We start from the raw sequence: 23,706 nt of genomic DNA on the forward strand, positions 1-23,706 counted from the left end.
ACCCCTCATCCGTCTCGGCGCTACGCGCCGATCCACCTTCTCCCACAAGGGGAGAAGGGTAGGGCTGCGCTATATCCTCACCCTCTCCGACTTCGGGTCGTACATCGGCTTCAGCGATGCTTCCGCCGCAAAACGCTCGCCGGCGATCTCGATCTCGTAGGATGAGGCCAGCACGTCCGCCTCGCTCTCGCCTTGGCATGGCACATAGCCGAGCCCGATGGCGCCGCCGAGATGATGGCCGTAATTGCCTGATGTGATCGGACCGGCGATCTTGCCGTCGCGCAGGATCGCCTCGTTGTGGAAGAGCAGGGGTTGCGGGTCCTTCAGGCGGAATTGCACCAACCGGCGTGACAGTCCGGCTTCCTTCTTGCGCAGCACGGCATCGCGGCCGATGAAGTCGCCCTTGGCCGCTTTAACCGCGAAGCCGAGGCCGGCTTCCAGCACGTCGTCCTCATCGGTAATGTCATGGCCGAAATGCCGAAAAGCCTTTTCGATGCGGCAGGAATCCAGCGTGTGCAGGCCGCAGAGTTTCAGCCCGACATCGGCCCCTGCCTCTTCGATTGCTTCGAAGACATGGGCTGCCTGGTCGGTCGAGACGTAGAGTTCCCAGCCGAGCTCGCCGACATAGGTGACGCGGTGGGCGCGGGCCAGGCCCATGCCGATCTCGATCTCCTGGAACGTGCCGAACGGATTGGCTTCGTTGGAGAAATCGTTCGGGCTCACCTTCTGGATCAGCTTTCGCGAGTCCGGTCCCATCAGGCAGAGCACGCTTTCGGCCGCCGTGACATCGGTGATGACGACGAATTCGTCGGTGAGGTGTTTTCTTAGCCAGGCGAGATCGCGCTGCAGCGTGGCGCCGGGAACGACCAGAAAGAACGCTGTCTCCGACAGGCGCGAGACGGTGAGGTCGCTCTCGATGCCGCCGCGCTGGTTGAGCATCTGGGTATAGACGATCTTGCCCGGCGCGACGTCCATGTCGTTGGCGCATAGTTTTTGCAGGAAGGCACAGGCGTCGCGGCCCTCGACGCGGATCTTGCCGAAGGAGGTCATGTCGAACAGGCCGACCTTGTTCCTGACCGCGAAATGTTCTTCGCGCTGGTTATCGAACCAGTTCTGCCGCTTCCAGGAATAGCGGTATTCGCGCTCCTGGCCTTCACGGGCGAACCAGTTTGCGCGCTCCCAGCCGGCGACCTCGCCGAAGACAGCACCACGCGCCTTCAGATGCGCATGCAGGGGTGAGCGGCGGACATTCCTCGATGTCGCCATCTGGCGATAAGGGAAATGGTCTGCATAGAGCAAGCCGAGCGTTTCGGAGACCCGCTCCTTGAGATAGCGGCGGTTCTTCTGGAACGGCTGGGCGCGGCGGATATCGACTTCCCAAAGGTCGAAAGGCGCTTCGCCATCGTTGATCCACTGCGCCAGCGCCATCCCGGCGCCGCCGGAGGAGACGATGCCGATCGAATTATAGCCGGTCGCCATCCAGTAGCCGGACAATTCTGGTGCCTCGCCGAGATAATAGCGGTCGTCCGGCGTGAAACTCTCGGGGCCGTTGAAGAAGGTGTGGATGCCGGCGGTCGCCAGCATCGGCATGCGGTTGACGCCCATTTCGAGGATGGGCTCGAAATGATCCATGTCCTCGGGCAGTTGGTCGAAGCAGAAATCCTCTGGGATGCCGTCCATGCCCCAGGGCTTTGCCACCGGCTCGAAAGCGCCGAGCATCATCTTGCCGGCGTCTTCCTTGTAATACGCGCACTCGTCGGGCACGCGCAGCACCGGCAGGCGGCCGAGACCGGGGATCGGCTCGGTGACGAGATAGAAATGCTCGCAGGCGTGCAGCGGGATGGTGACGCCGTTCTGCGCGCCAAGCTCGCGCGCCCACATGCCGGCGCAGTTGACGACGATGTCGGCTTCGATGGCGCCTTGGTCTTCGCCCTGTGCCCAGGACACGCCGGTGACGCGACCGGCCCTGGTGTGGATCTTGGTGACCTTCACATTCTCGACGATTGTGGCGCCGCGCTGGCGCGCGCCCTTGGCCAGCGCCATGGCGATGTTGGCGGGGTCGCACTGGCCGTCGAGCGGCAGATGCACGGCGCCGACGACATCGGAGACATTGAGATGAGGGTACATCTCTTTGACTTCATTGGGCGAAATCTCGCGGACATCGACATCGAAGGCGCGGGCGAGAGAGGCTTGTCGATAAATCTCGTGCTTGCGCTCCTCGGTCAGCGCCACGGTGATCGAGCCAACCTGGCGCATGCCGGTGCCGACCTCGGTCTCGGCTTCCAGCTTGACGTAGAGGTCGGCGGAATATTTCGCCAGCCGCGTCATGTTCTGCGAACCGCGCAACTGGCCGATCAGGCCGGCGGCATGCCATGTCGTGCCCGACGTCAGCTGCTTGCGTTCCAGGAGCACGATGTCGGTCCAGCCGAGCTTGGCAAGGTGATAGGCGACCGAACAGCCGGAGACGCCGCCGCCGATGATGACGGCTCTTGCTTTGGCGGGAACTGCCTTGCCCGTCATGCGGCCTCGCGACGGTAGCTGGAGGCAAAGCGGCGCAGCCGGAGCGCTGCTTCCTGCAGCACGAGTTCGGGCTGGCAGAGGCTGATGCGAATATGGCCGGCTGCGGCTTCGCCGAAGCTGGAGCCGGGCATCACGGCGACATTTTCCTTGTCGAGCAGAGCCCAGGCGAATTTCTCGTCGTCGGGTTCGAACGCACTGATGTCGAGCATGACAAACATGCCGCCCTCGGAACCGCGCACGTTGACATTGTTCATGCCGCGCACGGCGTCGAGCAGGACGGTACGGCGCGCCGCATAACGCTCGGCGATCTCCTTGACGCCATAGCGGTTCTCCAGCGCCTCGGCGCAGGCGATCGAGATGAAGGCCGGCAAGCCGTAAGTCGTCACCAGATTGAGATTGGTGAGCAGTGTGATCATCGCCTCCGGGCCTGTCAGCCAGCCCATGCGCCAGCCGGTCATGCCGTGGCTCTTCGACATCGAATTGATGACCAGCGTGCGCTCGGCCATCCCGGGCAGCGAGCGCGGCGAGACGTGCTCGCCGCCGCCCAGTGTCCAGTAGACCTCGTCGGATAGCAGCCAGAGGTCATGCTCCCTGCAGACCTCGGCGAGTTGTTCGAGCCGCTCTCGCGAATAGACCGCACCGGTCGGGTTGTTCGGCGTGTTGATCAGGATGGCGCGCGTGTTCGGCCGGAGTGCCGCCCGGATCATGTCGGCACGCGGTTGGAAGCCGTCTTCGGCGGGCGTCTCGACGACGGTGAAATCGGCGCCTGCAGCGCTGAACGTGTTTGGATAGGTGGCGTAGTAGGGCGCCACGACGATGGCGTGGTCACCCTGGTCGAGCACGGCCTGGATGGCCGCGTAGAGCGCGGCCTGGCCGCCGGGCGTGGCGATGACCTGATCTGGTGTCGTCTCGACGCCGGTGCAGGCGCTCGAGGCCGCCGCCATCGCCTTGCGCAGGCGCGGCAAGCCGGGAAGCGGGGTGTAGTGGTGGTTGCTGCCGCGAACCGCTGTCACGCAGGCTTCGATGGTTTGCGAGGACGTGTCGAAATCATGGTCGCCGACCGACAGCATGATGATGTCTTCGCCGGCCTCCTTGCGGGCCCAGGCGGCCGAATGGACTTCCCAGCCGTCCTTGCCCGAAGGCACGATGCCGGAGATGCGCGATGATGGCTTAGGCATGAAAAACTCCCGAAATTTCGTAGCCGGCCTGTTCGAGCCGGTCGCGCAGAGCTGCGATATGCGGCGGTCCAACCTCGCAGCAACCACCGACAATGTCCGCGCCGGCCTCCACCCAGCCGATCGCCTGGTCGGCATAGGCGTCCGGGCCGAGATCATGTCGGGCATGCAGCACGTCGACGGTGCCGCCGTGCTTGAGCGCTTCGGTGGAGGTGAAGCCGTTGGCATAGGCGCCGACCGGGCCGCCGAGGTCGATCAATTCAGGCAGTGCCGCGGCAATCGCTTCCGGCCGGCAGCAGTTGAGCAGCCGTGCAGTGACTGCCAAGCCGTCGAGCGCGCTTGCCGCGGCGGTTATTGCCTCGCCGCTGCGCAGCCGCGGTTTGCCGTGATCGGCCAGCGTCCACGAGACCCATACGGGCTTGCCGCTTTCCGATGCCGCGGTGACTGCCGCGCGCGCCTCCTCTGCGGACGCCATGGTTTCGCACAGGAACAGGTCGACGCCATCAGCCTGCTCGGCAACGACGCGCCGGTAGATGTCGAGCGTATCCTGATATGAAATGGTCAGTGCCGGTGCGTAACTGCCGAACAGCGGCGACAGGCAGCCGGCGATCGCCGCATCGCCGGCCTCGTCGCGGGCTTGCCTCGCCAATTCGATGCCGCGCTTCTGCAATGGCTTGAAGAGGTCCTCGGCGCCCTCACGCGCCAGGCGTTCGGGTGTCGCTGAATAGGTGTTGATGGTGATGACGCGAGCGCCGGCACGGATGAATTCCGCGTGCAGGCCGCGCACCAGATCCGGCTCATCGATCAGCACCCTGGCCGACCAGAGCGGTGTCGGCTCGGATTTGCTGCGGCGAACCAGTTCCTGTCCCATGCCGCCATCGGTGAGAATGATCCTCTTCATGCGCGCAGCCTCTCGTTCTTCGGATCCCATAGCGGCTCATCTTTCTGCACGACCGCCTGGAAACGGTCGCCGAAGATTTCGACCTCGATTGTGGTGCCGGGTTCGGTCAGGTCGGCGCGCAGCATGCCGAGCGCGATCGATTTATCGATTCGATGGCCCCAGCCGCCCGACGTCGTCTCGCCGACGATCCGGCCGTCATGCCACAGCGTCGACATGTAGGGAGCGTCGCAGTCGCCGGGATTTTCGACGATCAGCGTGACGAAACGCTTCTTCACACCCTGTTGTTTTTCGTTCAGCAACGCCGACTTGCCGCGGAACTCGGGCTTATCCCATTTGACGAAGCGCTCGAGCCCGCCTTGCAGGATCGAATAGTCGGTCGAAAGGTCGCCCTTCCAGGTGCGGTAGCCTTTTTCAAGCCTGAGCGAATCCAGCGCATACATGCCGAACGGCTTCAGTCCGTGCTGCTGTCCTGCCGCGCAGACCGCGTCGAAGATGGCGGCAGTGTCGTCGACCCTTGTGTGGATCTCCCAGCCGAGTTCGCCGGCGAAGGAGACGCGCACAAGTTTCGCCCAGCGGCCGGCGATCTTGGTCTCCTGATGCGTCAGCCATGGCAGAGCGAGGTCGGCTTCGCAGACATCGGCGAGAATTTTTCGCGAGTTGGGGCCGGCCAGGACCTGTGTCGAGAATTCCTCGGTCCGGTCGATCAACTTGAATGGTGCATCCTTGGGCATGCGCGACTTCAGCCATTCGAAATCATGCCATTGCGCGACCGCCGCGGTGATCAGCGTCATCAAATTCTCGTCGTGACGCACGACGGACATTTCGGTGACGATGCGGCCCTTGTCGTCGGCGAAATAGACGAGGCCGATGCGGCCGGGTTTCGGCACCAGCCCGGTAACCTGCAGGCTCAGCCATTCGGCGGCGCCCGGGCCGTCGAGGTTGAAGCGCGAGAAGCCTGGCAGGTCGAGGATGCCGGCTGCGTCGCGCACCGCCAGGCATTCTTCGCGCACGCGATGCTGCCATGGTCCGTCGCGGCGGAAGGTCAGTGTGGCTTCCTCGGAAACATCATCGCCGTCTTTCGCATACCAGGTGGCGCGCTCCCAACCATTGTAGGCGTCGAAGCGGGCTCCGAACGCCTTGATGCGATCGTGGATCGGCGACAGCTTGCGGTCGCGGCCTTCAGGCCAGACATGGCGCGGAAACTGGATGGCGTATTCGTTGCCATAGATCTCCATGCCCTTGGCGACGCAATAGTCTGGCGCCGAGGCAAAGGACGTGAAGCGGCGCGGATCGCACGACCACATGTCCCATTCGGTCTGGCCTTCGGTCACCCATTCGGCCAGCACCTTGCCGGCGCCGCCGCCCTGGGCGATGCCGAAGGTGAAGACGCAGGCCTCGAAGGCATTGGGAACGCCGGGCATCGGCCCGATCAACGGGTTGCCGTCCGGCGTGTAGGGGATCGGCCCATTGATGATCTTGGACAGGCCGGCCGTGCCCAGGATCGGCACGCGGGCGACGGCGTCGGCCAGATAATGTTCGAGCCGGTCGAGATCGTCGGGGAACAGCTGGAAGGAAAAATCCTCCGGCATCGGATCGTTGTGGGTGGCCCAATGCGCGCGGCAATTGCGCTCGTAGGGGCCGAGGTTCATGCCGTTCTTTTCCTGGCGCAAATAGTAGGAGGTGTCGACGTCGCGCAGCAGCGGCAATTTCTTGCCCTGTTCCTTCGACCACGCCGCCAGTTCCGCAATTTCCTCGAACAATATGTACTGATGGCTCATCACCATCATCGGTACCTCGCGGCCGAACATCTTGCCGACTTCGGCGGCGCGGTAACCGGCAGCATTGACGACGATCTCGCAGCGGATCTCGCCTTGCGCTGTCTCGACCACCCATTCGTCGTTCTCGCGGCGCACGCCTGTGACCGGGCAGAAACGGATGATTTTCGCGCCCATGTCGCGTGCGCCCTTGGCCAGCGCCTGCGTGAGCTGCGCCGGATCGATGTCGCCATCGCTCGGATCGTAGAGCGCGCCCTTCAAATCATGCGTCTCGATGAAGGGATAGCGGCGCTTGATCTCATCGACGCCGACAATGTCGATGTCCATGCCCTGATAGCGGCCCATGCCCTTGGCGCGCTGAAACTCCTGCATACGCTCTTTCGTATGAGCAAGGCGCAGCGAACCGGTAACGTGGTAGTTCATGGGATAGTCGACCGCTTCGGCCAGCCCGCGATAAAGCTCGGTCGAATAGCGCTGCATGTTCATCAGCGACCAGGACGAGGAGAAGGTCGGGACGTTGCCGGCAGCATGCCAGGTCGAGCCGGAGGTCAGCTCGTTCTTTTCCAGAAGCACGCACTCGGTCCAGCCCGCCTTAGCGAGATGATAGAGCGAGGAGGTGCCGACGGCACCGCCTCCGATGATCACCACGCGAGCCGTGCTCGGCAAACCCGCCATGTTCTTCTCCCAAACCTGAAGCGCGTCGCGCTTCTATTTTTGTTTTGATGCATGTCGTTCTCCCAAAACCGCTGCACACTTTTGGGCGACATGCATTCTTCAATAGACTGGTGGTGAAACCACCCAGATGACAATTGCCGGCTCGGAACCCGGATTGCGCCAACGGTAGGGCTTGCCTTCGAAGCGAAAGGAATCGCCCTCGCCAAGCCGATGCCAGACGCCGGCTATTTCGATGTCGAACAGTCCGGATGCGACGTACCCGGCTTCCTCGGTCGGCCGCTGTGCCTCGGCCTTCAGTTCGGCACCCGGCGCGAAGACCGAACGCACCATTTCGAAGCTACCGCCGAGATCGGGCGACAGAAGCTCCTCCACCAAGCCGGTTTCGCTTGTGCCAAGCGTGCGACGTCTGCCGGCGCGCACAACCACGCCGCGCTCGCTTTCGACAGGCACGTCATGGCTGAAGAACAGGCTGATCGGCACACCAAACAGTTCGGCGAAAGCTCTGAGGTCGCTGAGCGATGGCGTTGACAAGCCACGCTCCACCTGACTGACCCAACCGACCGAACGGCCAAGCTTCAGGCCGATCTCCGCCAGCGTCAGACCACGCAGTTTGCGCAAGGCCCTAATATCGCCGGCCAGCACGCGTTCGTCAGGTCCCTGCAATGTACTTGCTGTAGGCGAAGGCAAGGCGCTCACTTCATGAAAAAATCCGCATAAATTTCATGAGAAATCAAGCGCATGAAAAAATCAAGTGGATTTTCACGCTTGCTCAAGATTTGCTTGCACGATTTTGATGGTTCATGCAAAGGCTCGGGCACGAACGGCGAGTGGGGACGTCTGGTCGAGACGAGGGTTAAGGGACGGCCCATGCTGGAAAACAACACTCGAATCGCGAGCGAGGCCGAGATCGTCGACGAGGCGATTCTGTCGCGCCGCTCGGTGCGCGCTTTCCTGCCCGACATGGTCGACGACGATACGATCCGCGCCATTCTGGCAGTTGCAGCGCGGGCTCCGTCGGGCACCAACATGCAGCCGTGGAAGGTCTATGTCACCAAGGGCGAGACCAAGCAGCAGATTACCGACGCCATTCTCAATTCTGGCATTCGCGCCGAAAAAGCCGACTGGGACGAGTACCGCTACTATCCCACCCAGTTCTTCGAGCCGTACCTGACCCGGCGCCGCGCCAACGGCTTCGGCCTCTACGGCGCGCTCGGCATCGGCCGCCGCGAGGTCGACAAGATGCGCGCCCAGCACGACCGCAACTTCGTCTTCTTCGACGCGCCGGTCGGCATGATCTTCACCATCGACCGCCGGCTCAAGCAAGGCTCATGGATCGACTACGGCATGTTCCTGCAGAACATCATGGTCGCGGCGCGCGGTAGGGGTTTGCACACTTGCCCACAGGCAGCGTTTGCACCCTACCATCGGCAGATAAGGCCGGTGCTCAACATTCCCGACGAGGAGATCGTCGTCTGCGGTATGGCGCTTGGCCATGAGGACCTATCCAAACCGGAAAACACCTTCCGCACCGACCGCGTGCCGCTGGAAGAGTGGGTGACGTTCAGCGAGTAAGCCGGTCCGGCTAGGAACCCAGGTGGTAGGTAGGCAAGCAGCGCACAGAGCGTGATGACGCCCTCAATCACGAACAGGAGGCGGAAGTCGTCGGCGAGAGGCCGGCCGCCTCTACTGCACCTCGTAGCCAACTTCCTCGCTTGCATGACAGAGCGCCTTCCAGAACGACCGGGCGAAGGAGCGGAAGACGTAGATGTCGAACTGGTCGGCGCCGGTGCGCTGGATCTGGGCGAAGACGTCGTGATGGGTGGTCGACCGGCCGGCGCCGACCGGGAAGGCCGGCAGCGAAAAGTCGATGGCGAAGAATTTCGCCAGCACCCATTCGGCCTTCGGCCCGGCGATGCGGATGGCGGTGCGGCCATGCGAGAGGTCGGTGACGGTACCGATGGCCGGGGTAACCACCTTGGCAAAGGCCGCGGCCAGCCCCTCGGCCTCGTCGGCAACGGTGAACTTTCCTGGCGCGAAGCCGAACACCGACTTCACGCCGTCGCTCACACCGCCGCCGGCGCCATCGGGCAGCGCAAGCCCAGTGACGGTGCGGATGGCTGCAATCAGCTTCTTCTCCTCGCCGGGCCAGGCGGCGAGCTGCACGATCGAGCCCGGCGTCGTTTCGGTCAGGATGATTTCGACGCCATGCTCGAAATTGCCGTGCGAGCCGACGTGAAATTCCGGCTCGAGTGGCGACAAGTGCTCTGGCGGCTTGCGCTCGGGTGATTGGCGCTCAACCATGCATGCGACTCCCATCCGGATCGAAGAAGTGGTTGGAGACGATCTCGACCGGTCCGAACCGCTTGCGCAAGGGATCGGAGACATGGGCGCGCGTGCCCTGCCTGGCCTTGCCGCCCTTGATCAGCGCAAGCGCGATATGCTTGCCGAGCGCCGGCGAATAGCAGCAGGCGGTGATGTGGCCGATGGAACCGTGCGGATTGGCCTCGTCCAGTTCTTCGACGATGTGCGCGCCGCCGTTGAGTGGCCGGTTGTCGAGCGAAATCAGGCCGACCAGTTCCAGGCGGTCAGCGGCGATCAGGCCTTCGCGGTCCATCATCGCCGAGCCGATGAACGGCTTCTTCTTCGACAGCATCCAGTCGAGATGCAAATCGCGCGCAGTGGTGCGGCCATCGATCTCGGCGCCGGTGACATGACCTTTCTCGATGCGCATCGTGCCGAGCGCCTCGAGCCCGTAGGTGACCAGCCCGAATGGCTTGCCGGCCTCGATCAAGGCTTCCCAGACATGGGTGCCGTAGCCGGCGCCGGAATAGACTTCGAAGGCCATTTCACCGGAGAAAGACAGCCGGCAAATCATCACCGGTACGCCTGATATCTCGCCACGAACGATGCCCATGAACGGCAAGGTAGCGTTGTCCACCGCTGTGCCAGTGACACATGTAGCAAGGATCTGCCTGGCCTTGGGCCCGCCGATCGCGGCGCCCGCCCATTCGTCGGTCACCGAGGTGACGTGGACTTTCAGGTCCGGCCAGATCACGTCGAGGAAATATTCGAGATGCTGCATCACCTTGCCAGCGTTGGCCGTGGTGGTGGTCATCAGGAAATCCTGCTCGCCGAGTCGCCAGGTGGTGCCGTCGTCGAAGGCGAGGCCGTCCTCGCGCAGCATCAGGCCGTAGCGGGCCTTGCCGACGGCGAGCGTCGAAAACATGTTGGTATAGACGCGGTCGAGGAACAGAGCGGCGTCGGGCCCTTGCACCGCAATCTTGCCCAGTGTCGAGACATCGACGATGCCGGCGCTCTCGCGCGTCGCCTTGGCTTCGCGGACATAGGCCTGCTCGACCGTCTCGCCGGCATGGCCATAGATCATCGGACGGTACCAGAGGCCGGCGGAATACATCGTTGCACCATTGGCTAGATGCCAGTCATGCATCGGCGTCAGCCGTTCGGGCTTCAGGTCGCCGAAGCGCTCGGCCGCCAGCGAACCAATGGAAACCGGCGCAAAGGGCGGCCGGAAACGCGTCGTGCCGACCTCTGGGATCGGCTTGCCCAGCGCTTCGGCCATGATGGCAAGGCCGGGCACGTTGGAGCTCTTGCCCTGGTCGGTCGCCATGCCGAGCGTGGTGTAGCGCTTTAGATGCTCGACCGAGACAAAGCCTTCGCGGTGCGCCAGCCGCACGTCCTCGGCGGTGACGTCGTGCTGGAAGTCGACAAAGCTCTTGCCCTTGGCCCTGATCTCGAACACCGGGGCAGGACGGGGGTCACAAGGCAAGGATTCGATAATCGGGTACGCCATCGGCGTGACTGTTGCGCCGACCGCCGAAAAACCCGCGTTGCGGCCGTCCAGTATTGCCTCGAGGGTCATGAAATGGCCGTTGAAGGCGCCGGCGCCGACCCATTTCTGCGTCGGCTTCGGCGGCAGGAAAGCTTGCAACGCCTCGTTCCATTCCGCTTTGGCGCCAGCCTGACTTGCGAGATGAATGGTCGGCGACCAGCCGCCTGACATCAGCAGGCAATCGGCATGGATGCTGCGCGCATCGCCGGTGAGCGTTCCGTTGGTCATGTCGAAGCGTTGCAACTTGAGACCGGACAGCGCCTTGCCACCTTCGGTGGCGATGACGGCGTGACCGGCGAAGATCTCGGCTTCGACTTCCGCGGCCAACTTGCGCATTTCTGGCGAAAGCTCCGGCCTGATATCGGCGATGGCGACGATCGCGGCGCCGGCCCTCTTCAAGGCGACAGCCGCGCCATAGGCGCTGTCATTGTTGGTGAACAGCGCGATCCGCTCCCCCGGCAGCACGCCGAACTCGTTGGCATAGCGCTCGGCGGCATGCGCCAGCATCACGCCTGGCCGGTCATTGCCGGGGAACACCAGCGGCCGTTCGAAAGCGCCGGTGGCCAGCACCACGGATTTGGCGCGGATCGCCCAGTAGCGATGGCGCGGCTCGCCTTTGCCTGGCTGCTCCTTGTGATCGTTGACCCGTTCGAGCGCGGCGAGCGTGTTGTTATCGTAGTAGCCCCACACCGTGGTGCGCGGCAAAAGCCGGACATTGTCGCGGCCTTCGAGCTGGGCGACGATGCGGCGAGCCCAATCGGCGGCCGATGCGCCATCGATGGTCTCGTCGGACCAGTTGGCCGAGCCGCCGAAACGCGGTTCGAGATCGGCCAGCATGACGCGGACGCCCAGATCGGCGGCGGTCTTGGCTGCCATCAGGCCGGCCGGGCCGGAGCCGACCACCAGCACATCGCAAAATGCGTTCATGCGCTCGTAGCGGGCCGGGTCCTTGGCCGATCCGGCGCTGCCGAGCCCGGCGGCACGACGGATGAAATGCTCGCAAAACATCCAGAAGCGCGTGCCCTTCAGCGGACCGAACACCGGTCCCATGAACGTCTTGTAGTAGAAGCCGGCCGACAGGATCTTGCCGCCGAGCTGGTTGACGGCGTTGATGTCCCAGGTAAGCGAGGGAAAGCGGTTCTGGCTGATGGCAACCAGCCCGTCATGGATCTCGACCATGGTCGCCGGAATATTAGGCTCGCGAACCTCGCCCCTCAGCACTGTCACCAGGGCGTTGGGCTCCTCGATGCCTGCGGTGACCAGGCCGCGCGGGCGGTGGTATTTGAACGAGCGACCGAAGAGGGTGATGCCCTTGGCCAGCAGGGCCGACGCCAGCGTGTCGCCGGCATGGCCGGTGTAGGTCGCGCCGTCGAAGGTGAAGCGGATCGTTTTCAGCCGGTCGATGCGGCCGCCGGTGTCGGTGCGGCGCGGGCTCATGCCTTGTCCTCCGCCTTGCGGCGCGCGGCCGAGCCATGATCGCCGCGCACAAAGGCGACGCTGGAAATCTCATGCGTCAGCGTGTTGCGCACGACCCTCAGATGCGCGCGGCAACCACCGGAATGCTGCCAGATCTCGTTGTGTTCGCCGGCCGGGTTCAGGCGGTCGTAGACATAGGCGTTCCACGCCTCGAAATTCTGCGAGGCAGGGTCGGGACGCTGACGGTTGCCGTCACCTTGATAGGTAAACTCGATGACGTCGCGCGGGCCGCAATAGGGGCAGGTGATCAGCATCGAATTTTATCTTCTTGGTTGACCATGAGCTTATCGGAAAACCGTTCTCCACTTTTCCGCATCATGGTTTAATGCAGCCGCGGGTTTGCACCCTGGCCCTTGTCGTCGATCATCAGGCCGCGATGGAAGCGGTCAAGCGTGAAGGGGGCGTTGAGGTCGTGCGGCTGATCCTTGGCGATGGTCCAGGCGAAGCACCAGCCGGAAGCCGGCGTCGCCTTGAAGCCGCCATAGCACCAGCCGCAGTTGAGATACATGCCGGGCAGGGGGCCGGTGGTGATGATCGGCGAGCCATCCATCGACATGTCGCAGACGCCGCCCCAGGAGCGCAGCATGCGCACGCGGGCAAGGCCCGGAAACAGCGCCAGCATCTCGCTCATCACCTCATCGACGATAGGCAAATTGCCGCGCTGGGCGTAACTGTTGTAGCCGTCGATGTCGCCGCCATAGATGAGGCCGCCCTTGTCCGACTGCGACATGTAGAAATGGCCCATGCCAAACGTGACGACGGTGTCGATGAAGGGCTTCAGCGATTCCGTCACGAAGGCCTGCAGCACATGGCTTTCGATCGGCATCGTCTCGATGCCGGCCAGCTGCATGACGCGTCCAGTGCTGCCGGCCACCGCGACAGCCACCTTCTTGGCGCGGATGTCGCCGCGCGACGTCGTGACGCCCGTGATGCTGTCGCCATCGCGAAGGAAGCCGGTGACCTCGCAATTCTCGATGATATCGACGCCACGGCGGTCGGCGCCACGCGCATAGCCCCAAGCCACCGCATCGTGGCGAGCAGTGCCGGCGCGCCGCTGCATCAAGCCGCCGACCACCGGAAAGCGTGCGTCGCCGGAAACGTCGAGCGCCGGGATCAGGCGCTTGATCTGCGCCGGTGTCATCAGCTCGGCGTCGACGCCGAGATGGCGCATGGCGTTGCCGCGCCTTGCATAGTCGTCGAACTGGGCCGGCGTGTGCGCCAGGTTCAGGCAGCCGCGCTGCGAAAACATGACGTTGTAGTTGAGCTCGTGCGAAAGGTTCTCCCACAACTTCATCGAGTGTTCGTAGAAGCGCGTGTTGGCCGGCAGCAGGTAGTTCGAGCGCACGGCTGTCGTGTTGCGGCCGACATTGCCGGAGCCGAGCCAGCCTTTCTCCAGCACGGCGACATTGGTGATGCCGTGCTCCTTGGCGAGATAATAAGCGGTCGCCAGCCCGTGGCCACCGCCGCCGATGATGACGACATCATAGGACGCTTTCGGGTCCGGCTTCCGCCAGGCCGGCTTCCAGTCCTTGTTTCCCTTGAGCGCGTTCGCGAGCAGCGAAAAGGCCGAGTACTCTGCCATCATGGTCATCCGGTTCAGGCGATGCGGCAGACTATAGAGCAGGCCGCATCGGCAAAGCCAATATTGCGCCATTGCCTTTCGACTGGCCGACGCACTGTGTGATCGGACGGGCCAGTGATGGTTGCGACGGCTTGCCCCATGATATGGCCGTCTCTATCAAGGACAGGCAATTTCAAATTGCCTTTGCCGCACGAGTCGCCATCAAAATCATGATTTTCCGATTGCATCGCCTCATTTTGATCCTCGCGCTCGTTTTCTCGGCGCTGCACCCGTTCGACGCTACTGCGCAGGCGCTCGGCCAGGGCGCCGCCGGACTGATCACCGATCAGCAGAAAGTCATTCAGGGCCTGACGGCCAAGACTGACGACCTCGAGAAGAAGATACAGCAGGACGGTGAGGACGATGCCTCGCTGGTGGATATACGTCTGCAACTGGAGGGTCTGTCGCGGGCGGCCCTCACCGGTGCGCTGGCGTTCCGTTCGCGCCTCAACGATATCAACAATCGGATCGAGACACTGGGTCCGCCGCCGGCGGCAGGCCAGCCGCAGGAGCCCGACATAGTGACCGGCGAACGCCAGGCGCTGGCGTCGGAGAAGGCCGAGATCAATGCGGTCGTCGCCAGCGCGCAGAACCTGTCGATCCGCATCAGCGGGCTGATCGACAGGATCGGCAGCATGCGCAGCGAGCTGTTCCGCAATCTTTTGACCAAGCGCTACGTGCTATCCGATGCACTGAGCCCGCAGGTCTTCTCCGACGCCAGGGACGAATTCGACAATTTCTACAAGGCGGTATCGTCCTGGCTGAGCTTCGCCTTCAAGTTCAAGTTCCAGGCCGTCCTTGCCGCGACCTTCGTGGCGCTCGGGCTGGCCCTGGTGCTGCTGGTCGGCGGCAGGCGCCTGTTCGGGCGGGTGTTCGAGGCTGACCCCACCAACGAAGATCCATCCTATCTCAGCCGTCTTTCGGTGGCCTTCTGGTCGACCTTGCTGCCGACGATGGCGGTCGGTGTATTCCTGGCCTCCACGGTATTCTTTTTCAACTATTACAATGTGCTGCGCGGCGATATCGGCCTCTTCCTGAATGCGCTCGCGGCGGTTATCGGAGTGGTGTTCTGCGTCAACAGGCTGACCAACGCGGCGCTTGAGCCGCGGCTGCCGAACTGGCGGCTTATCCCCGTCGAAACCGGCCCGGCGCGCTGGCTGGCGCGGCTGACGACCGCCATGGCGGTGGTCATCGGCGTCAACTATTTCCTGTCAGTGGTCAACGACAAGATGGGCTCGCCGCTGTCGCTGATCATCGCCCGCAGTTTCGGTGCCACCATCATCGTCGGCGTTATCCTGATCCTGATGGCGATGCTGAGGCCGTTCAAGGCGCATGACGGAAGCTGGCGGCCGTGGCCGGCATGGCTCCGCTATACATCGCTTGCGCTTGGTCTTTTCACTATCGTTGCCGCGCTGCTCGGCTATATCGGACTTGCCTTGTTCGTCTCTCAACAGGTGGTTGTTACCGGCACCGCGCTGGTCACAGCCTATATCGGCTTCCTGTCGGCACGCGCGATCGGCGAGGAGGGCGCTTTCACCAACACGTCCGTCGGGCGCTGGCTGTCAGCCAATTCAAGTTACGAGGATACCGCGCTCGACCAGCTGGGCCTCGTCGTCAGCGTCGCCATCAATGTGATGATCGTGCTGGTATTTCTGCCGCTGATCCTGCTGATGTGGGGCTTCCAGCCCGGCGATATCGAGGCCTGGGCCTACAAACTGGCAACCGGGATCAATATCGGTTCGGTGACGATTTCGGTCACCGGGATTCTTTCGGGCATCGTCGTCTTCATCATCGGTTATTTCCTGACGCGCTGGTTCCAGGGCTGGCTCGACGGTTCGGTGATGGCGCGCGGCAAGGTCGATACCGGGGTGCGCAATTCGATCCGGCTGGCGGTCGGCTACGCCGGTGTTGCGCTGGCGGCGCTCGTCGGCATATCGGCGGCGGGCATCGACCTCTCCAGTCTGGCGCTGGTTGCCGGCGCTCTTTCCCTCGGTATCGGTTTTGGTCTGCAGAACGTTGTGTCCAATTTCGTTTCCGGCCTGATCCTTCTGGCGGAACGGCCGTTCAAGGTCGGCGACTGGATCGTCGCCGGCGATGTCAGCGGCACCGTCAAGAAGATCAGCGTGCGCGCCACCGAGATCGAAACTTTCCAGCGGCAATCGGTCATCCTGCCCAATTCAAACCTGATCAACAATGCCGTCGGCAATTGGACGCATCGAAACAAGCTCGGCCGTATCGATATCAAGGTCGGCGTTGCCTATGGCAGCGACGTCAAGCAGGTACATGCCGTCCTGCTGGACATCGCCCGCAGCCATCCCTTGGTGCTGAAAAACCCCGAACCCTTCGTGCTGTTTTCCAACTTCGGGCCTGCCGCACTCGAATTCGACATCCGCGTGTTCCTGGCCGATGTGATGAACGGCAACATCGCGCAGAACGACATCCGATTTGCCGTGCTTGAGAAATTCAGCGGCGAGCACATCGAAATTCCATCGACCCCGCGCGCCGTCGTCGATGTCCACAAACCCAAGGCCTGGCCGACCGATGATGACAAGATCGAGGCCGACTTCGCCGAACAGGAGCAGGCCAAGATGGAGGCTGCCGCCGAAGCAAGACGGGCCGCCAAGACGGGACGCAAGGTGCGCAAGCCAGATCCCGACTAAGGTTGTGCCGATTTCAGCCAGCCCGCCAATTGACGCGCTCGGACGGCAAAGCCAATTACGGCATGAATGCGGCATTCAGTTGCGGTTCAGCTTCCATCTCATATAAGCTCCCATGCAAAGGCGAAAGTGCCTTGCGAAATGCAACAGAGGCGGTGGGAACACCGATATTGCACCATGTGGAAGTCTCTCGTCGCTGCCGTCGCTTTGCTCGCCGTGAGCGGCTCGACCCATGCCGCAAGCGCGGTCAACAAGGACGCCGAGACCCGCACGCTGATCGTGACCGAGGGTGGCAGCAAAAGCGACCTGGCGCTGGCCGCTGGCGAAACCGTCGAGTTCTGCCCGAATGGCTGTTTCGTCACCTTGCCCAACGGCGACCTCGAAGCCCTGACCGGCTCGGAAACGGTCGAAATCTCGGGTGGCGTCGCCCGCATCAAGTAATCTTGGCGGCATGATTGGAAAGGCCGGGCATTTGCTCGGCCTTTTGCCGTTCCGGTATCGAGTGTTTAACAATGACGCCGGAAATAGCGCCACGGCAGCCACAACCAAACGCAACCGGCCTGCCAGCGGTGCCTGAGTTAACCCCGCTTCGGAAGGCGACCCGCTCAAGTCCCCAATGTGAAGCATTTCACCCTGTGGTCGCTCGGCTTTTTGCCAATGTCGCAAACAGGCTTCATCAGCGCCACCGCTCCGCCCTATAGTCCGCCCGCTTTATCACTTTGGAGTCGCGGGCAATGGCAGAGTTTCCGAAAAAGGCGAAGGTCGTCATCGTCGGTATGGGCGGTATTGTCGGCGCATCGATCGCCCATCATCTGATCGAGCGGGGCTGGGACGATATTGTCGGCATCGACAAGTCAGGCATCCCGACCGATATCGGCTCGACCGCGCACGCCTCCGACTTCTGCTACACCACCAGCCACGATTTCCTGTCGTGCTGGACGACGCTCTACTCCATCGATTTCTACGAAAAGATGGGCCACTACGCGCGCATCGGCGGGCTCGAGGTCGCACGTGTCGGCGACGACAGCCGCATGGAAGAAATCAAGCGCAAGATCGCTTCGGCCAAGGCGTTTGGCACGCGCGCCCGGCTGATCGAACCGGCTGAGATCAAGGAAAAATTTCCGCTTATCGAAGAAGCGATGGTGCAGGGCGGCCTGTGGGACCCGGACGCCGGTCTCGTCATTCCGCGCTCGCAGACCGTCGCCGGCAAGCTGGTCGACCAGGCTGAAGCGTCGGGCAAGCTGAAATCCTTCGCCAACACGCCGGCCCGATCGCTTGTCGTCAAGGACGGGCGCATATCAGGCGTGGTGACCGATCGCGGCACCATCGAGGCAGACTATGTCGTTGTCTGCGCCGGCATCTGGGGCCGGCTCATCGCCGAAATGGTGGGCGAGGACCTGCCGGTCATGCCGATCGACCATCCGCTGACTTTCTTCGGCCCGTACAACGAGTTCGCCGGCACCGGCAAGGAGATCGGCTGGCCGCTGCTGCGCGACCAGGGCAACTCGGCCTATATGCGCGACACAGGCGACCCCAGGACCGCCGAGGGCGGGCAGATCGAATGGGGTTATTACGAAGAGACCAACCCGCGCCTTTGCCATCCGCGCGACCTGCTAGAGAAGGACCAGGCGCGGCTTTCGCCGTCGCAGCGCGATCTCGACATGGAACAGATACTGGCCCCGCTCGAACGCGCCATGGAGCTGACGCCGATCCTCGGCGAACTCGGCTATAACGAAAGCCATTCCTTCAACGGTCTCTTGCAGGTGACCGCGGATGGCGGCCCGTCGATGGGCGAAAGCCAGAAGGTGCGGGGCCTTTGGTATGCCGTCGCCATCTGGGTCAAGGACGGCCCCGGCATGGGCAAGCTCATCGCCGATTGGATGACCGACGGCCGCACCGCGATCGATCACCACGCCATCGACTATGCGCGCTTCTATCCGCACCAGACAAAGGAGCAGTTCATCTGGGATCGCTGCACCGAGACGGCGATGAAGGTCTACAATCCGGCGGTGCATCCGCGCGAGCCTTTCTCCAAGGCCCGCAACATCAGACGTTCGCCGTTCTGGGAGCGCGAGAAGGAACTCGGCGGCTATTTCATGGAGCTGGGCGGCTGGGAGCGCGCGCATGGTTATGCCGCCAACGAGCATCTGCTGGAAAAATACGGCAACCGGGTGCCGGTGCGCGAGAACGAGTGGGACAACCGCCATTTCTGGCGCGTCTCCAATGCCGAACACCTCGCCATGAGCGAGGATGTCGGCATCGTCAACCTGTCGCACTTCGCCATGTATGACATCGAAGGTTCCGACCATGTCGCGTTGCTGGAATGGCTTTGCGCGGCCAAGATCGGTGGCGACAACAACATCGGCAAGGGCATCTATACCCACTTCCTCGACGAGGAAGGCATGGTGCGCGCCGACTTCACCGTCATCCGCATGGCCGACCGCTGCCGTTTGATCGACGGCGCCGACGCCGGCCCGCGCGACTTCCAGTACATGCGCCGCACCGCACAGGACAAAGGCTTTAACGTCACCATCACCGATGTGACCGAGAAATTCGTTACCATCGGCATCTGGGGGCCGAACGCCCGGGCGACCCTGCAGAAAGTTGTCGAGAATCCGGACGGGCTTTCGCATGAGAATTTCCCGTTCGCGGCGATCAAGCCGGTCAGCATCGGTGGCAAGGATGTCACGGCTTTCCGCATCTCTTATGTCGGCGAGCAGGGCTGGGAACTGCATATGCGCTACGAGGATGGCTTGGCCGTCTGGGATGCGTTGCGCTCGACCGGCGTGATGCCGTTCGGCGTCGAGACCTATGCCAATACGCGCCGCATGGAGAAGAGCCTGCGCCTGCAGAACGCCGACCTTTTGACCGAGTACAATCTGCTCGAAGCGGACCTCGCTCGTCCGAAGGTCAAGGAGAACGATTTTTGCGGCAAGGCCAAGCATGTCGAATACCGCGCCCGCGAGCACCAGCCGGCCATGCTGTGCACGCTGGTGATGACCGAAAACGTCGATTCCAAAGGCGTTGCCCGTTATCCCGTCGGCACAATGCCGGTGATGGATCCGAAGACCGGCGAAACGCTGGTCGATGAGCTCGGCCGGCGGTCCTTCACCACCTCGATGGCCTATGGCCCGACCATCGGCAAGAATATCGGTCTCGCCTATCTGCCGTGGGCCTACGCCCAGGAAGGCCGCAAGCTCACCGTCGAGTATTTCGGCGAAACCTATCCGGTCGAAGTGGCCGCCGTCGGCTACAAGCCGCTCTACGACCCTGAGAACCTCAAGCCGCGCAGCTGATTGCCCGTGCAGAACGACATGATTGCAAAGCCCGGCTTCGGCCGGGTTTTTGTCTTTTTAACCGGGTGATTCTCGCTTACCGTCACGCCGGGCGGAGAAATGCACTTGCAACGGTTCGGCTGGGACAGGAAGAACGATGTGTTTGTGTTCAGGACGAGCTGGAATATTCCCGTTCGTATCAGCTGGACTTTTGCTGTTCCAATCATCCTGCCTTTTCTGCGTGAATGGTTGACGCGGCCCGCCGACGCCTTGATCCATACAGCCGTTTTTGCCGTGCTTTTCTTCGTGTCGGTGTTTTTGCATGAACTGGCGCATGCATGGGCCGCTCGCCGGCAAGGCATAGGCACCGAGAGGATAGAGCTCTATCTCTTTGGCGGGATAGCTTATTTCAAGCGGGGCGTAGCTTCGTCGCGGGGATGGGCATGGATCGCCTTTGCAGGCCCATTGGCGAACATCGTTTTGGCGGCAGGTTTCGTTGCTTCCTACTGCCTCATGGTGGCGCCGTTCCTGCCCGTTGAATCAGATAGTTTCTTCAATTCGCCGCCTCCAAGGCCGACCAGTCTTGTGGAGTGGACGCTTTGGCTTGGCGCTTTGCTGAATGGGGTGCTCTTTGTCGTCAACATCCTCCCGGCCTATCCCCTAGATGGCGGCACGATCGCACGGCATCTGCTTACAAGCCGCTTCGGACCCGGTAGGGCCGTGCGAATCGTTGGTTTCTGTGGCCTCGTCCTCTCGATCTTGCGTTTTGCCGTGATCCTCTCTGCTGCCGTCGCAGGCGTTCTGCTATGGCTTCCACCGTCGTTCAGGCCGAACTGGCGAGCGTTTCGCGGCACGGGCCGGAAAACCCCCAGTCCGCCGGGCTCAGCGGTCGAGGTTACCGATGAAGTGGAATGGCGCGGCAGAGGCGGATGGCCGATCAACAAGTGATCCCGGTCGAGCGCAGCCATCCTCTGGTCCTTTGAAGGGTAGATCCCCGAAGCCGCGCTCCCTGCTTTTTTCTTTGCCGCACAGCGATTCTCGCTTACCCTTGCGGCATGTCTGCTTACTCTTGCGCAAGACATTTCCTTTCAGGCTGCGCCGCGTTCGCGCTGACGCTCTGGCTGACGCCGGTGTCCCTCGCGGATGAGCCGGTCGATGTGGAATTGGTGCTGGCTGTCGATGTTTCGCTGTCCATGTCGCCCGACGAACTCGAGATCCAGCGTCACGGCTATGCAGCGGCGCTGACGCACGACAATGTGCTGCAGGCCATTGCCGATGGCGCCCACGGCAAAATCGCCGTCACCTATGTCGAGTGGGCCGGCACCAGCTGGCAGCGCGTCATCGTGCCGTGGACGGTGATTGCCAGCCGCACCGATGCGGAGCGAGTGGTTGCGCAATTGTCCGCCCAGCCTCCCAACAGTGCGCGACGAACCTCGATCTCCGGCGCGCTCGAATTCGGCAACGACCTGTTCGCCGAAAGCGGCTACCAGGGGACGAAGCGGGTCATCGATATTTCGGGCGACGGCCCCAACAACCAGGGCGCGCCTGTCAACCTCACTCGGGACGAGCTGATCAAGCAAGGCATCGTCATCAACGGCCTGCCGCTGATGACCCGAGGCGGTTTTTCCGGCGCCTACGACGTCAACAATCTCGATCGCTACTACAGCGACTGCGTCATCGGCGGCCCCGGGGCCTTCATGATCCCGGTCAACGACTGGACGCAGTTTCCCGAAGCCATCCGCCGCAAACTGGTGCTGGAACTCGCCGGCCCGGCCTCGCCGCAATGGGCGGTGGAAGAAGCCGCGCATCCGCCGGTGGTGTTGGCGCAGGACAGTCCCGCCACAGACTGCCTGGTCGGCGAGAAAATGTGGCGCAACCGCAGCTGGATGTTCGACAGCCGCTAGGCGGCAGGGCAACGAACTCGGGTTAACGGGTTCCTTCGGAGCCTTCGCCGGCGCGTTGGCTGACTGAGCATCAAACGAAAAACCCGCCTGTGCGGCGGGTCACTGGCGCAAATCAGCACCATGGACGAATATGTACCATAGCTGAGGGCACGGAGTCAAGAAAAAATTCCTATCCTGAAAAGCTGCCGGCACAAAAGCTGCCGACACCGCCGAACTGGCTGCCGTAAGGTCCTTTGTTAAGCTGAGTTCGGTGCCCTACGCTATGCGGCCGAAGCATTGGCAAAATGGCCGGACCGCGCTATCCAGCCGGAGGGGGCCGCGGTCGAAACGGAGGAAACATCAGATGAAACGTCTAGCCATCCTGACTGCTGTCGCGTCCGTGCTTTTTGCAGACGGCGCGAGCGCCCAATACAATGACGAGCCCGCCTGCATGATGTTCGAGCACGCGAATTTTCGCGGACGGTCCATCGGTATGGGCCCCGACGATTCCGTGAACTTTCGCGGCGGTCAGTTCTGGAACGACCGTGTCTCGTCGGTGATCGTTCGCCGCGGCTGCACGCTAGTTGCCTACGAGGACTCGCGCATGGGGGGCCGCTCGATCGAGATACGGCGCAGGATCCGCGATTTTGGTGGCAGCGACTGGAACGACCGCATCTCCTCGGCGGAGTGCTACTGCAACGACTACTGAAGGCCATGCTGGGTTTCTGGCCGCCCGCACCTGTTCGGGGACGGGCTGCCGATCGAGCTGCCTTCGCCACCGGGCCTGCCCGGTGCCTCACCAAGCTGTTCATTGACAAGCCGACTAGCGTCTGTGAGACAATTTCCTCAGCGAAAACAAAAGGGGAACTGACATGACTAGGATCGCCGCTCTTGCCGCAACATTGACAGTTGCCGCCGGTCTGTCCGCACCGGCGATGGCCGCTACCTCGGTTACCATCGGCATCAGCGGCTGGACCGGCTTCGCGCCGCTGACGCTTGCCAAGCAAGCGGGCATTTTTGAGAAGCACGGTCTGGATGTGACCTTGAAGAAAGTGCCGCAGGCGAGCAGGCCGCTTGCCATCGCCAGCGGCGACCTGCAATGCGCCGCTACCACGGTCGAGACCTGGCTGGTGTGGAACGCCAGCGGGGTTACTACCAAGCAGATATTCCAGCTCGACAAATCCTATGGCGCCGATGGCATCGTTGCCCGCAACGACATCAAGACCGTCGCCGACCTCAAGGGCAAGACCGTCGCATCCTCGGCCCCGGGCACGTCACCCTATTTCATGCTTGCCTGGGTGCTGAACAAGAACGGCATGTCGACCAAGGATGTGACCGTCGTCAACCTGGAGCCGGACGCGGCGGCGCAAGCCTTCCTCGCCGGGCAGAACGATGCGGCGGTGACCTATGAGCCGTTCATTTCGGCGGTGCGCGACAAGTCCGACCAGGGCCACATCCTGGCAACCACGCTCGACTACCCGATGGTGCTCGACACGGTTGGCTGTACGCCCGAATTCCTCAAGGCCAATCCGGATGCGGCCAAGGCGCTCGCCGATAGCTATTTCGACGCGCTCGACCTGATCAAGAAAGATCCGCAGAAATCCTACGAGACCATGGGCGCCGATGTGAAGCAGTCGGCCAAGGAGTTCGAGGATTCGGCGAAATACCTGAAATGGGCCGACAGGGCGGAGAACAAGCAGTTCTTCACCAAGGAATTCCAGGATTTTTCCAAGACCGCCGGCGAACTGCTGCTGCAGATGGGGCTGATCAAGGAAGCGCCCGACGTCACCACACTGGCCGACACCAGCGCGTTGTCGAAGTGACGGTGCTGCCTTTGACCGCAATGCGGCGGCGCTTGGCGCCGCCGCCTTCTCCTGGACAAGTGACGATTTGACGAT

Annotated in this window: 18 protein-coding genes; 8 read left to right on the top strand and 10 right to left on the bottom strand. The window is 62.6% G+C overall.

The window, feature by feature from the left end:
• Nucleotides 1–69: 69 nt before the first annotated feature.
• From NKJ90_RS01935 to NKJ90_RS01955, 5 genes are all read right to left on the bottom strand, one after another.
• Nucleotides 70–2,520, bottom strand: a complete 2,451-nt coding sequence (locus NKJ90_RS01935) for a GcvT family protein (protein WP_023757779.1) — start codon at nucleotides 2,518–2,520, stop codon at nucleotides 70–72.
• Nucleotides 2,517–3,698 carry a pyridoxal phosphate-dependent aminotransferase gene (locus tag NKJ90_RS01940; protein WP_023757778.1) on the bottom strand — a complete coding sequence of 394 codons (1,182 nt, stop codon included), beginning with the start codon at nucleotides 3,696–3,698 and terminating at the stop codon, nucleotides 2,517–2,519. The genes NKJ90_RS01935 and NKJ90_RS01940 overlap by 4 nt, the downstream gene beginning before the upstream one ends.
• On the bottom strand, nucleotides 3,691–4,596 hold the full coding sequence (locus tag NKJ90_RS01945; protein WP_023757777.1) for a homocysteine S-methyltransferase family protein: 906 nt from the start codon (nucleotides 4,594–4,596) through the stop codon (nucleotides 3,691–3,693). The genes NKJ90_RS01940 and NKJ90_RS01945 overlap by 8 nt, the downstream gene beginning before the upstream one ends.
• The gene (locus tag NKJ90_RS01950) at nucleotides 4,593–7,046 is read right to left on the bottom strand and encodes a GcvT family protein (RefSeq protein ID WP_023757776.1); all 2,454 of its coding nucleotides are present in this window, start codon (nucleotides 7,044–7,046) and stop codon (nucleotides 4,593–4,595) included. Before NKJ90_RS01950 ends, NKJ90_RS01945 begins: the two co-directional genes overlap by 4 nt.
• Before the next feature lie 99 nt (nucleotides 7,047–7,145).
• Nucleotides 7,146–7,742: a helix-turn-helix domain-containing protein gene (locus NKJ90_RS01955; protein WP_352828469.1), complete on the bottom strand. Its 597-nt coding sequence runs from the start codon at nucleotides 7,740–7,742 to the stop codon at nucleotides 7,146–7,148.
• A 171-nt stretch (nucleotides 7,743–7,913) separates the two neighbouring features.
• Here NKJ90_RS01955 and NKJ90_RS01960 point away from each other — a divergent pair, with 171 nt between their 5' ends.
• The gene (locus NKJ90_RS01960; protein ID WP_352485591.1) at nucleotides 7,914–8,618 is read left to right on the top strand and encodes a nitroreductase; all 705 of its coding nucleotides are present in this window, start codon (nucleotides 7,914–7,916) and stop codon (nucleotides 8,616–8,618) included.
• Between the two features lie 111 nt (nucleotides 8,619–8,729).
• Here NKJ90_RS01960 and NKJ90_RS01965 read toward each other — a convergent pair whose 3' ends face one another.
• From NKJ90_RS01965 to NKJ90_RS01985, 5 genes are all read right to left on the bottom strand, one after another.
• A complete protein-coding gene (locus NKJ90_RS01965; protein WP_023757773.1) occupies nucleotides 8,730–9,347 on the bottom strand; it encodes a sarcosine oxidase subunit gamma in 618 nt (205 codons plus the stop codon).
• Complete coding sequence (locus NKJ90_RS01970) at nucleotides 9,340–12,333, bottom strand: sarcosine oxidase subunit alpha (RefSeq protein WP_023757772.1); 2,994 nt, start codon at nucleotides 12,331–12,333, stop codon at nucleotides 9,340–9,342. The genes NKJ90_RS01965 and NKJ90_RS01970 overlap by 8 nt, the downstream gene beginning before the upstream one ends.
• Nucleotides 12,330–12,626, bottom strand: coding sequence for a sarcosine oxidase subunit delta (locus NKJ90_RS01975; RefSeq protein WP_023757771.1), 297 nt, complete (start codon nucleotides 12,624–12,626; stop codon nucleotides 12,330–12,332). Before NKJ90_RS01975 ends, NKJ90_RS01970 begins: the two co-directional genes overlap by 4 nt.
• 68 nt (nucleotides 12,627–12,694) lie before the next feature.
• Nucleotides 12,695–13,954, bottom strand: coding sequence for a sarcosine oxidase subunit beta (locus NKJ90_RS01980; protein WP_023757770.1), 1,260 nt, complete (start codon nucleotides 13,952–13,954; stop codon nucleotides 12,695–12,697).
• Nucleotides 13,955–13,968: 14 nt separating this feature from the next.
• Nucleotides 13,969–14,181 carry a hypothetical protein gene (locus tag NKJ90_RS01985; protein ID WP_156938482.1) on the bottom strand — a complete coding sequence of 71 codons (213 nt, stop codon included), beginning with the start codon at nucleotides 14,179–14,181 and terminating at the stop codon, nucleotides 13,969–13,971.
• Between NKJ90_RS01985 and NKJ90_RS01990 the strand changes: the two genes are divergently transcribed.
• The 7 genes from NKJ90_RS01990 to NKJ90_RS02020 all read left to right on the top strand — a co-directional run bounded on the left by NKJ90_RS01990 (nucleotide 14,164) and on the right by NKJ90_RS02020 (nucleotide 23,631).
• A complete protein-coding gene (locus NKJ90_RS01990; protein ID WP_023757769.1) occupies nucleotides 14,164–16,653 on the top strand; it encodes a mechanosensitive ion channel family protein in 2,490 nt (829 codons plus the stop codon). The genes NKJ90_RS01985 and NKJ90_RS01990 overlap by 18 nt on opposite strands.
• Nucleotides 16,654–16,827: 174 nt before the next feature.
• Nucleotides 16,828–17,091 (top strand): hypothetical protein, encoded by a 264-nt coding sequence (locus NKJ90_RS01995; protein WP_023757768.1) that lies wholly within the window; start codon nucleotides 16,828–16,830, stop codon nucleotides 17,089–17,091.
• Between the two features lie 293 nt (nucleotides 17,092–17,384).
• Nucleotides 17,385–19,946, top strand: coding sequence for a GcvT family protein (locus NKJ90_RS02000; RefSeq protein ID WP_023757767.1), 2,562 nt, complete (start codon nucleotides 17,385–17,387; stop codon nucleotides 19,944–19,946).
• Nucleotides 19,947–20,051: 105 nt separating this feature from the next.
• Nucleotides 20,052–20,873, top strand: a complete 822-nt coding sequence (locus NKJ90_RS02005) for a site-2 protease family protein (protein WP_198032178.1) — start codon at nucleotides 20,052–20,054, stop codon at nucleotides 20,871–20,873.
• A 107-nt stretch (nucleotides 20,874–20,980) separates the two neighbouring features.
• Nucleotides 20,981–21,829, top strand: a complete 849-nt coding sequence (locus tag NKJ90_RS02010; protein WP_023757765.1) for a DUF1194 domain-containing protein — start codon at nucleotides 20,981–20,983, stop codon at nucleotides 21,827–21,829.
• A 343-nt stretch (nucleotides 21,830–22,172) separates the two neighbouring features.
• Nucleotides 22,173–22,517, top strand: coding sequence for a peptidase inhibitor family I36 protein (locus tag NKJ90_RS02015; RefSeq protein ID WP_023757764.1), 345 nt, complete (start codon nucleotides 22,173–22,175; stop codon nucleotides 22,515–22,517).
• Nucleotides 22,518–22,680: 163 nt separating this feature from the next.
• Entirely contained in the window at nucleotides 22,681–23,631 is a 951-nt protein-coding gene (locus tag NKJ90_RS02020) for an ABC transporter substrate-binding protein (protein ID WP_023757763.1), read from the top strand.
• Nucleotides 23,632–23,706: the final 75 nt, after the last annotated feature.

The organism is Mesorhizobium sp. M0051 (assembly GCF_040323235.1).
GTDB lineage: Bacteria > Pseudomonadota > Alphaproteobacteria > Rhizobiales > Rhizobiaceae > Mesorhizobium.